We start from the raw sequence: 10,857 nt of genomic DNA, 5'->3' as shown, positions 1-10,857 counted from the left end.
CCCGCACCCCGCGCCGCTCCAGGGCGCGCAGCGCGCCCACCGCCATCTGGTCGTTGGCGAAGAGCACCCCCTGCGGCCGTTCGCCGAGCGTTCCGGCGTCTCCATTGCCACGGTCTCGCGGGTCTACCGCACCCCCGACTCGGTGCGCGTCCAGACCCGTGAGCGGGTCCTCGAAGCCGCCCGCCAGCTCGGTTACGTGCCCAGCGGGAACGCCCGGGGGCTGGCCAGCCGGACCACCGGCGTGCTCGGACTCTGCTTCCCCGACTACGCGGACCCCGACGCGGAGGCCGACGCCGAGGCGGACAGCGACGCCGACGACGCGGTGATGCTCTACTCGGACCAGATCATCCGCGGCATGGAGCGGGCCGCCCGCCGGCACGGCTACGCGCTGCTGATCGCCGCCTCCCTGGAGGGCGGGCCGGAGAGCCTGGTCGCGAAGGTCGCGGGCCGGGTCGACGGCTTCGCCGTGCTGGCGCAGACCGTGCCGACCGAGGACCTGGAGGTCATCTCGCGCCGGCTCCCGGTGGTGATGCTCGCCGGCCCCCGCGAGATCGACCACCTCGACCACATCGTCGTCGCCAACGCCGACGGCGAGCGCGAGCTGACCCGCCACCTGATCGAGGACCACGGGCTGCGCAGACTGGCCTTCGTCGGCGGCGAGGTCGATTCGCCGGACGCCGAGGCCCGGTTCCTCGGCTTCCGGCAGGCGTGCGGCGACGCCGGGCTCCCGGTGCCGGACGCCCCCGACCTGCGGGCCGCGATGATGACGCAGGCGGAGGGCGCACGGGCCGCGGAGGCGCTGCTGGACCGGCCCGGCGAACGGCCGCAGGGGGTGCTCTTCGCCAACGACCAGATGGCGGTGGGCGCGCTGCGCGCCCTGGAGCGGCGCGGGGTGCGGGTGCCCGAGGACATCGCGGTGACCGGCTTCGACGGGATCCCGCTGAGCCGGATCGTCCGCCCCGCACTGACGACCGTGCGTCAGCCGATCCGCCAACTCGGCGAGCAGGCCGTCGAGTTGCTGGTGCAGCGGTTGGGCGACAGCAGCAAGGAGCCGGTGTCGCTGATGCTTCCGGTCACCCCGGTCCGCCGCGCCAGCTGCGGCTGCGGCTGACACCCCCGAGGACACCGCGCGACAGTCGCCGGGCCCTGGAGCACGGCGACGGCGCGCGACGACGGCACGGCCGGTCGGCGGCAGCGCGGCCGACCGGCGGCGGTGCGACCGACCGGCGGCGATATGACCGGCCGACGGCGGTGCGCCCGTGCCGCCCGGAACCCGTACCCCCCGAAGCCCGTGCCGCCCGGAACCCGGGGAGGCGTCCCGGCCGCGGTCGCACCGTCCGAAGCCCGCATCGCCTGAAGCCCGTACCCCCCGAAGCCCGCACCGCCCGGAACCCGGGGAGGCGTCCCGGCCGCGGCCGCACCGTCCGAAGCCCGCATCGCCTGAAGCCCGTACCCCCCGAAGCCCGCACCGCCCGGAACCCGGGGAGGCGTCCCGGCCGCGGCCGCACCGCCCCGATCAGCGTCCCAGCCGCTCCCCGAAGAACCACCGGCGGGCCGCCCTGAGCTCCGCCGTCTCCGCCACCAGGCCCTCGTGCTCGAAATGGCCCGCGCTCAGCACCTGGAGCTCGCTCTCGCCGGCCAGCGCGTTGTGCACGGCGAACTGCCCCGGCGGCGGCACCGACGGGTCGAAGAGCGCCGCGGCCACCAGCGTGGGCTGCTTCAGCCACGTCGCGGCCGTGGCGGCGTCGAAGTACCGCAGGACCTCGGTGACCTCGGGGTGGTCCCGGTGGTACCCGCGCACCGCCTCGCCGCTGCCGGTGCACTGCAGGGTGAGTCGGAGCGGGTGGTTCCCGAAGGTCGGCACGGTCAGCTGCGCCGCCCCGAAGCGGTCGTCCCAGGGCATCGCCAGCGCGCCGAGCCCGCCGCCGAAGCTCTCCCCCAGGTAACCGAGCAGCGGGGCGCCCGTGCCGGGCGCCAGCTCCGGCACCAGCTCGTGCAGGGCCGAGGCCGCACACCACAGGTCCGCCACGCAGTCGCCGATGACATAGGTGTCGCGCGACTCGATGCCGTGCAGCACGTGCGCGCTGGAGACGGTCGGCACGCCCGGCAGCAGGCCGCGCGAGACCATGCCCCGCACGCACGGCAGGATCGCCGCGGACCGGGGCAGCGGCAGCGGCACGTCGGGGCCCGGGGCCTCCCGGCCGCCGTAGCCGTGCCCGATGACGAAGCCGCGCTCCGCCGTCCCCGTGTCGGGCAGCGCCACCCAGCCGCCGAGCCGCACCCCGCCCACCGAGGTGAAGGTCACGCCGTGGATCCGCACGCCGTCGCGCTCGTCCTCCGGCGGGCCGAGCTCCGGCTCGGTGTCGACCTTGCGCGCCTCCTCGTACCGGCCCCGCCAGAAGTCGGCGAAGTCGGCCGGGGCGCCGTCGGGCGCGGATATCCGCAGCAGGTCGTCGAGCGTGTGCCCGTGGGTCGGGTCGAAGGGGAAGTCATGTTCGAACGAAGCCATGGTCGCGACAGTAGCGCCCCGCCCTCGCGGGCCTCGGGGCGCCACCGCGCGATCATGCGGAATCGGTCACACCGTCCACTATTTCGCAAATGGCACACTTACCGTGCCAAGTCGAACATTCAGGTGTCCGGCACGTTGCGCGAGTGTGACCTAGCACCCTCTTGCGGATTCCCGAATTCCTGTCGCAGAGTGATGTATGCGCTTACAGGCAGCGCATACATCAGGATTGCTCAAGGAGGAGCCCTCCATGTCCCGCACCACCAGAAACGCCACGATCGGTCTCGCCACCGCAGCCGCGCTCACCTTCGGCATCACCGCGTGCGGCAGCTCCGGTGGGGACGACGTCGCCGCGGACAAGAAGCAGACGATCACCGTCTGGGCCATGGGGGCCGAGGGCGAGAAGCTCACGGATGTGGCCAAGGAGTACACGAAGGCCAACCCGAACATCACCGTCAAGGTGACCCCGGTCGGCTGGGACGTCGCCCACCAGAAGCTGGTCTCCGCGGCCGCCGCCGGCACCCTGCCGGACGTGGCGCAGATGGGCGGCAGCTACATGGGCGAGTTCGCCGAGCTCGGGGTGCTGGAGCCGGTCGACACCAAGACCTTCGACGAGAAGGACTACTTCCCCTCCGGCTGGAGCCAGGGCGAGGTGGACGGCCAGGCGTACGGCGTGCCGTGGTACGTCGACACCCGCGTCCTCTACTACCGCACCGACCTGGCCGAGAAGGCCGGTGTCACCAAGGCCCCGAGCAACTGGAAGGAGATGCAGGACCTCGCCACGGCCTACCAGAAGAAGGCCGGGACCAAGTGGGGCCTGTCCATCCAGCCCAGCGGCCTGGACACGGTGCAGAACTTCTACTCCTTCCTCTACTCGGCCGGCGGCGAGATCGTCAACGACAAGGGCGAGGCCGTCATCGACAGCCCCGAGGCCGTCAAGGCGCTCAAGGAGTACGGCTCGTACTTCGACAAGGGCCTGTCCAACAAGTCGGTGCAGCCCGGCTACGACGTGGTGAAGGACTTCGGCAACGGCCGCGTCCCGATGTTCTTCGGCGGCCCCTGGCACGTCACCCTGCTGAACGAGGGCCAGCCGCAGATCAAGGGCAAGTGGGCGGTGGCCAACGTGCCCGCCGACAAGTCCTCGGTCTCCATGGCCGGCGGCTCCTCCCTGGTGATCTCCAAGGACAGCGAGCACAAGGCCGCCGCCAAGGAGTTCATCAAGTACCTGACCGACACCAAGGGCCAGGCCGACTGGTACGAGCGCACCAAGGACCTGCCGGCCAACACCGCCGCCTGGACCTCCGGCGACCTCGCCGACGACGCCAACCTCCAGGTCTTCAAGAAGCAGATGGACACCGCCAAGTCCTCGCCGTCGCTGTCCAACTGGACGGAGATCACGGACAAGGTCGACCAGGCCATCGCGAAGGTGACCCAGGGCAAGGCGTCCGCCGAGGACGCGCTCAAGACCGCGCAGTCCGAAATCGAAGGCCTCGTGAAGTAGGAGTCATGCGCACCATGACCTCAAGGGCCGCGGAGTCGGCCAAGGCGCAGGCCGGACCGGGGACCTCGAAGTCCCCGGCCGGCGGGCCCGCCGGCCGCCGGGGCGGCAGGAAGCGCTCGATGGGCGTGCAGAACCTGGCCGGCTGGCTGTTCTCCACCCCGTTCCTCGTGCTCTTCCTCGTCTTCATGGCGTTCCCGATCATCGCGACGCTGGTGATGAGCTTCACCGACTTCGGGCTGCGCAACGTCACGCACCCGCTGGACGCGGAGTTCATCGGCTTCGACAACTACGTCAAGCTGTTCGGCGACGAGAAGTTCCTCAAGTCGCTGTTCAACACGGCGTACTTCGTGGTGGTCGGCGTCCCGCTGACGATCGGTCTCGGTCTGGGCGTCGCCGTGCTGCTGAACAACGGCATCGACCGGGCGCGGACCTTCTTCCGCGTCGGCTTCTACGCCCCGGTGGTCACGACCATCGTCGCGGTCGCCGTCGTCTGGCGGTTCGTGCTCGACCCGAGCGACGGGCTGATCGCGGGGCTCTTCTCGGAAGTGGGCCTCACCGCGCCCGACTTCCTGGGGTCCGAGACGCTCGCCATGCCCTCGATGATCGCGATGGCGGTCTGGCGCAACCTCGGCACGGTCATGGTGCTCTTCATCGCCGGCCTCCAGGCCATCCCCACCGAGGTGCGGGAGGCCGCCCGGCTGGACGGGGCCGGCGCCTGGCAGGAGTTCAAGGGCATCACGGTGCCGCTGCTGCGGCCCACGCTGCTCTACGCCACGGTGATCACGACCATCGGCTACCTCAACGTCTTCGAGGAACCGTTCGTGATGACCCAGGGCGGTCCCTCGGACTCCACGCTCACCGTCTCGCTGAACATGTACCGCGAGGGCTTCAACTTCTTCCACATGGGCTATGCGAGTGCCATGGCGTATGTCCTCTTCGTAGTGATCATGGGCATCACGGTGCTGCAGCTCCGACTGCTGAAGGACAACACGAAATGAGCGCCACCAGTGCACCCGGCGCCGTCCCGACGGCGCCCGTGAAGAAGTCCCGGCGGTCCGGCGGCGGAGCCAGGCGCGTCCTCGTCTACGTCCTGCTCTCCCTCGGCCTGCTGGTCATGTCGGCGCCGTTCCTGTGGATGGCGGTCTCCGCCTTCAAGACGCAGACGGACCTGTCGGCCAGCCCGCCCGTGTGGCTCCCGACCGAGTGGACCCTGGAGAACTTCCGGCAGCTGCTCGACAAGCTCGACCTGCCGCTGTACTTCATGAACTCGGTGATCGTGGCGGTGCTGGTGACCGTCTCGAACCTGGTGTTCTGCTCGATGCTCGGCTACGCCCTGGCCAAGCTGAACTTCGCCGGCCGCAACAAGATCTTCGGGCTGGTCCTGGGCGCGCTGATGGTGCCCGGCAACCTGATGCTGCTGCCGCTGTTCGTGCTGATGAGCAAGTTGCAGCTGATCGACTCGTACGCCGGTCTGGTGCTGCCGTTCGCGGCCGGTGCCTTCGGGGTCTTCCTGATGCGGCAGTTCATGCAGTCGATCCCGGACGAGCTGCTGGAGGCGGCCCGGATGGACGGCGCCGGCGAGTGGTACATCTTCTGGCGCATCGTGATGCCGCTGGTGAAGCCCGCGCTGGCGACGCTCTCGATCTTCACCTTCCTGGGCTCCTGGAACAACTTCGTCTGGCCGCTCATCGCGACCAACGACCCCGACAAGTACACCCTCCCGGTCGCGCTGGCCACCTTCGCCACCGACCCCAACAAGGCGGGCGGATCCAACGGCATGCTGATGGCCGGGTCCTTCCTGATCGTGCTGCCGGTCCTGGTCGTCTTCATCGCGCTCCAGCGCCACTTCACCCAGGGCATCGCCACGGCGGGCATGAAGTAGCCCCGCCCCGGGCGGCCGGGCCCTTCCCCGGCCGCCCCCACGAAACGTACGAGGCCGCGCGCCCCACATCCGCCCGGTCACACCCCTTCACGCACCAGAAAGACAGTCTGCGATGACTCACACCCAGGTCCCGTTCCCCGAAGGCTTCCTGTGGGGCGCCTCCACCGCCGCGCACCAGATCGAGGGCAACAACACCAACTGCGACTGGTGGGTCAAGGAGCACACCCCCGGCACCCACATCCAGGAACCCAGCCTGGACGCCTGCGACAGCTACCACCGCTGGCACGAGGACATGGACGTGCTGGCCCGGCTGGGCTTCACGGACTACCGGTTCTCCATCGAGTGGGCCCGCATCGAGCCCGTCGAGGGCACCTTCTCCCGTGCCGAGCTGGCCCACTACCGCCGCATGGTCGAGGGCGCGATCGAGCGCGGCCTGCGCCCCATGATCACCCTGCACCACTTCACCGTGCCGCAGTGGTTCGAGGCGCGCGGCGGCTGGACCGCCGAGGGCGCCACCGAGCTGTTCGCCCGCTACGTCGCGGCCTGCGCGCCGGTGATCTCCGAGGGCGTCGAGTACGTCTGCACCATCAACGAGCCGAACATGATCGCCGTGATGGCCGGCCAGGCCAAGCGGGGCGACAACAGCTTCCCGCCCGCCGGCCTGCCGACCCCCGACGACGAGACCACCGAGGCCGTCATCGCCGCGCACCACGCTGCCGTGAAGGCGGTCCGGGCGATCGACCCGGAGATCAAGGTCGGCTGGACCATCGCCAACCAGGTCTACCAGGCCCTGCCCGGCGCCGAGGAGGTCACCGCGGCCTACCGCCACCCCCGCGAGGACGTCTTCATCGAGGCCGCCCGCGGCGACGACTGGATCGGCGTGCAGTCCTACACCCGGACCAAGATCGGCCCCGAGGGACCGATACCGACGCCCGAGGGCGCCGAGCGCACCCTCACGCAGTGGGAGTACTACCCCTCCGCCGTCGGGTACGCGCTGCGCCACACCGCCGAGGTGGCCGGCAACGGCATCCCGCTGATCGTGACCGAGAACGGCATCGCGACCGACGACGACCGGCGCCGGATCGACTACTACACCGGCGCGCTGAACGAGGTCGCCCGCGCCGTCGAGGACGGCCTGAACGTCCAGGGCTACCTGGCCTGGAGCGCCCTCGACAACTACGAGTGGGGCTCCTACAAGCCCACCTTCGGCCTGATCGGCTGGAACCCGGAGACCTTCGAGCGGCTGCCCAAGCCGTCCGCCTCCTGGCTGGGCGAAATGGGCCGCACCCGCGCGCTGCCGCGCACCGCCGGCTGACGTCGGCCCCCGGAGCCGTCCCGGCTCTCCCCGAGCCGGGTCATCCCGGCTCCCCCCGACCGGGAGCCACCTGACGGCTCCCGCCCGTACGGGGGCCGGCGACACCTGACGGATCGCCGGTTCCCGTATCGCCGGGGCCCCGTCCGGCCCGCGCACACGCGCCGGACGGGCCCCGCGCCCGCGTGCGGCGCCGCCCGTGTCCAGCCCCGTTCACGTGCGGCGCCCGCGCCGGGCGCCCCCGCACCCGCGATCACGACCGACGAACGAAATCCGCCCGCCGGCCGGAGCGCCGACGGCTCTTCTTCGAGGGGTTCAAATGGACCGTCGCACCTTTCTCACCGCCGCGGGCACCGGGGCCGCGGCCCTGTCGCTCGGGGCCGTGTCCGCGTCCCCGGCGGGCGCCGCCGCCCGGCCCCTGCGCGGCCCGGACGCGCCGCTGCTGCTGCGCTGGTTCCGTGACACGTACCGCTCGATCGAGGCCATGACGACCGACTTCGGTCTGGCCGTCGACAAGATCGACGTCAGCGGGGCGCGCCCCGTGCAGTCGCGCCAGACCTCCCCCACCAACATCGGCTGCGGCCTGTGGTCGACCGTCGCCGCGGCCGGACTCGGCGTGATCGACGACGCCACCATGCGGCGCAGGCTGGAGCACACCGTACGGGCCGTCGAGAAGCTGGAGCGCCACCACGGCTTCTGGCTCAACTGGTACGACGCGCACGACGGTTCGGTCATCACCCACTGGCCCGAGAGCGGCGACCCGGTGCGCCCGTTCCTCTCCTCGGTCGACAACGCCTGGCTGGTCACCGGCCTGCGGATCGCCGCCGACGCCGCGCCCGCGCTGCGCCCCCGGATCGCCCGCATCCTGGCGACCGCCGACTGGTCCCACTACTACACGCCGTACGACCCCGCCGACCCCGTCGCCGGCCCCGGCCAGCTGCGCGGCGGTTTCTGGACCGACACCGGCGAGCCCACCGGCCACCACTACGGCGCGCTCAACACCGAGCCCCGGATGGCCAGTTACCTGGGCATCGCGGACGGCTCGCTGCCCGCCGACCACTACTGGCACCTGCTGCGCACGATGCTCCCCGAGCACGGCCAGGAGCAGCACCCCGGCGGCAGCTACGTCGCCATGGACGGCGTCCGCGTCTGGCAGGGCCACTACACCCACCGGGGCCGGAAGATCGTGCCCACCTGGGGCGGGTCGATGTTCGAGGCGCTGATGGTGCCGCTGTTCGTGCCGGAGCAGGAGTGGTCGCCGCACTCCTGGGGGCAGAACCACCACCGCTACGTCCGCGGCCAGATCGAGCACGGCCTGGCGGAGGCGGAGTACGGGTACTGGGGCTTCTCCCCCGCCAACGTCCCCGAGGGCGGCTACCAGGAGTACGGCGTCGACGCGCTCGGCATGCAGGTGGACGGCTACGCCTCCAACACCGACCGCACGTACACCGAGGACGGCGCGCCGCTGCCGCCCGCCTCCGCGTTCACCAACGGCGTGGTCACCCCGCACGCCTCCTTCCTCGCCCTGCCCTACGCCCACGACGAGGCGGTCGCCAACCTGCGCGCGCTCGACCGCGACTTCGGCGCCTACCACCCCGGGTACGGGTTCCGGGACTCCGTGAACGTGGGCACCGGCCGGGTCAGCGACTACCTGCTCGCCCTCGACCAGGGCATGATCGCCGCGGCCCTGGCCCAGGCGCTCCGCCCCGGTCTGCTGCAACGCCCGTTCCGCACCGGCGGGTTCCGGTCGCGGGTGCGACCGCTGCTCGCCAAGGAGCGGTTCTCCATCTGAGAGCGCCACCCGACAGGCTCTGAGAGCGCCCACCGACACGGCGCACCGGGGCGGGGCGGAGTGCTCGGGGCCCGGCCCCGGCCCGGTGCGCCGCCTGGAGTCCGGGGCCGGACGGGCCCCCGGCCCCGGAGTTCAGGGCTCCCGGAGCCCTGAAGTCCCTTGGCCCCGGGGTCAGTTCCAGTCCTCCCGGTACGCCGCCCAGTCCCCGTCCCGGGCGGCGAAGTCGACGTAGAGGGCGACCCCGAACCGTTCGCGGCCGCGGTCCGTGCGGGCCAGACCCAGTCTGGTGCCCCGGACCGCGGCCGTGACCGTCTCCGCCGACTCGTGGTGCCCGAGGTCGTCCTCGTGGAAGAAGGGCAGCCCCATCAGCAGGTCGGTGTCCTCCGGCGTCACCTCCAGGGCCAGCGCCGTCTGCTGGGCGACGTAGCCGCCGTACAGGCCCTCCAGGGGCATCCAGGTGTCGTACGACATGACGGCGATCTGGTCGACCCGGCGCGCGACCTGTCCGAAGAACTTCTGCGACCACCACTTCTCTCTGCCGCTGAGCGCGCCGTTCACGCTGTGCGCCGCCGGCAGCGGGTCGATCTGGTGGGCGGCGACCGACAGCTGCGCCCCGCGCGGCCGGGTGAGCGCGCGCAGGTCGTCCAGGAGCGAGAGGTAGTGGCCGTCGTCGGAGAGCAGCGGCTCCAGGTCGAAGTGGACGCCGTCGAAGCCGGTGTCCAGGACCTGCCGGGCCGAGGCCACCACCGCGGTGCGGGACGCGGCCCGTTCCAGGTCCAGCCCCTCGGGGCCCTCGGTGGCCAGTACGTCGCCCAGCCAGGCCTGGACCCGGATGCCGGGCAGGGTGCGGTGGACGGCGTCGATCAGCCACCGGGCCCGGGGGTGGCGGCCGGCGGGCAGGGTGCCGTCGTGTTCCAGCGGCCCGGCGTGGACGTACAGGTCCTTGATGCCGGTGCCCGCGATCCGCTCGGCGAACGCGGCGAGGTCGGCGTCGTCCTTGCGCCCGTCGACCCAGGCGTGGCCCAGCCAGATGGCGTCGCGGCCCCGGGTGCGGGTGCCGTCGCCGGGGTCGCCCGTGTAGTTGAGCCGCAGGGCGGTGCCCGCGGCGAGGACCGGCACCACGATCACCAGGACCACGCCCAGCGCGATCCGCCGTGGCCAGGGCCGGCGGAACCGGGCCGCCCGTCCCCGTAGGGCCGCGATCCCCCGCCTCGTCCGCGTCAGCACGTCCGTCTCCCCCCTCGTGTGTCGGTGTGCCGTCACAGTCTGAAGGGTTCGGGGGCGCGCCGTGCGGTGCCCCGGTGGTCCGGCCGCCGGGTCGCGGGGGGCGCGGGGCGGACATAGCCTCGCAAAGGTGATGCCGCTCGTGGGCCGTGCCCGGGTCTCCCCGCCGGGCCGGGCCCTTCTCACCGTGCTCTCGGCGGTGTGCTGGCTGGCCCTCCCCGTGCTGCCCGCCGCGCGCGCCGACGATCCCGTCACGCTGTCCCGGGACGGGCAGATCACCGACCGGGTGGGGGCGCTGGGAAACCGCGGGGACCAGGTGGAGGCGGCACTCGACCGGCTGTACGCGGACCGCCGCGTCCAGCTCTTCGTCGTCTACGTGCGCGACTTCTCCGGGCGGTCCGCGCAGGGCTGGGCCGACACGACGGCCGACCGCAACGATCTCGGCCGGGACGACGTCCTGCTGGCCGTGGCCACCCACGACCGGCGGTACGCGTACACCGTCGAGCAGGGCTCGCGCCTCACCGACGACCAGCTCCGGGACGTGGCGCGCACGGCGGTCGAGCCCGCGCTGCGGGAGAACGACTGGGCCGGGGCGGCGATCGGCGCCGCGAACGGGTACGCGGCGGTGCTGACGGGCCGG

9 protein-coding genes are annotated in these 10,857 nt (G+C 72.1%); 7 read left to right on the top strand and 2 right to left on the bottom strand.

What is annotated here, in order from left to right; genetic code table 11:
* The first annotated feature begins 70 nt into the window (after nt 1-70).
* Nucleotides 71-1,111, top strand: a complete 1,041-nt coding sequence (locus EAO76_RS16790) for a LacI family DNA-binding transcriptional regulator (protein WP_148836776.1) — start codon at nt 71-73, stop codon at nt 1,109-1,111.
* 405 nt (nt 1,112-1,516) lie between these two features.
* Here EAO76_RS16790 and EAO76_RS16785 read toward each other — a convergent pair whose 3' ends face one another.
* Nucleotides 1,517-2,509 (bottom strand): acetylxylan esterase, encoded by a 993-nt coding sequence (locus EAO76_RS16785; protein WP_148836772.1) that lies wholly within the window; start codon nt 2,507-2,509, stop codon nt 1,517-1,519.
* A gap of 247 nt (nt 2,510-2,756) precedes the next feature.
* On the opposite strand from EAO76_RS16785, the gene EAO76_RS16780 reads away from it, so the two are divergent.
* The 5 genes from EAO76_RS16780 to EAO76_RS16760 all read left to right on the top strand — a co-directional run bounded on the left by EAO76_RS16780 (nt 2,757) and on the right by EAO76_RS16760 (nt 8,993).
* Nucleotides 2,757-4,007, top strand: coding sequence for a sugar ABC transporter substrate-binding protein (locus EAO76_RS16780; RefSeq protein ID WP_148836771.1), 1,251 nt, complete (start codon nt 2,757-2,759; stop codon nt 4,005-4,007).
* Between the two features lie 5 nt (nt 4,008-4,012).
* Nucleotides 4,013-5,005, top strand: coding sequence for a carbohydrate ABC transporter permease (locus EAO76_RS16775; RefSeq protein ID WP_148836770.1), 993 nt, complete (start codon nt 4,013-4,015; stop codon nt 5,003-5,005).
* On the top strand, nt 5,002-5,889 hold the full coding sequence (locus EAO76_RS16770; protein ID WP_148836769.1) for a carbohydrate ABC transporter permease: 888 nt from the start codon (nt 5,002-5,004) through the stop codon (nt 5,887-5,889). The genes EAO76_RS16775 and EAO76_RS16770 overlap by 4 nt, the downstream gene beginning before the upstream one ends.
* Nucleotides 5,890-6,001: 112 nt before the next feature.
* The gene (locus EAO76_RS16765; protein ID WP_148836768.1) at nt 6,002-7,204 is read left to right on the top strand and encodes a glycoside hydrolase family 1 protein; all 1,203 of its coding nucleotides are present in this window, start codon (nt 6,002-6,004) and stop codon (nt 7,202-7,204) included.
* 316 nt (nt 7,205-7,520) lie between these two features.
* Nucleotides 7,521-8,993 (top strand): glucoamylase family protein, encoded by a 1,473-nt coding sequence (locus EAO76_RS16760; protein ID WP_148836767.1) that lies wholly within the window; start codon nt 7,521-7,523, stop codon nt 8,991-8,993.
* Nucleotides 8,994-9,164: 171 nt separating this feature from the next.
* Here the strand turns inward: EAO76_RS16760 and EAO76_RS16755 are convergent, their stop codons facing one another.
* On the bottom strand, nt 9,165-10,196 hold the full coding sequence (locus EAO76_RS16755; RefSeq protein ID WP_148836775.1) for a hypothetical protein: 1,032 nt from the start codon (nt 10,194-10,196) through the stop codon (nt 9,165-9,167).
* 154 nt (nt 10,197-10,350) lie between these two features.
* On the opposite strand from EAO76_RS16755, the gene EAO76_RS16750 reads away from it, so the two are divergent.
* On the top strand, nt 10,351-10,857 hold a 507-nt coding region (locus EAO76_RS16750), incomplete at its 3' end, for a TPM domain-containing protein (protein WP_262375533.1).

The sequence above is a fragment of the Streptomyces sp. sk2.1 genome (assembly GCF_008120935.1).
Classification (GTDB): domain Bacteria; phylum Actinomycetota; class Actinomycetes; order Streptomycetales; family Streptomycetaceae; genus Streptomyces.
The sequence above is the reverse complement of the archived record's forward strand: the minus strand, read 5'-3'. Positions and strand labels throughout refer to the sequence as shown.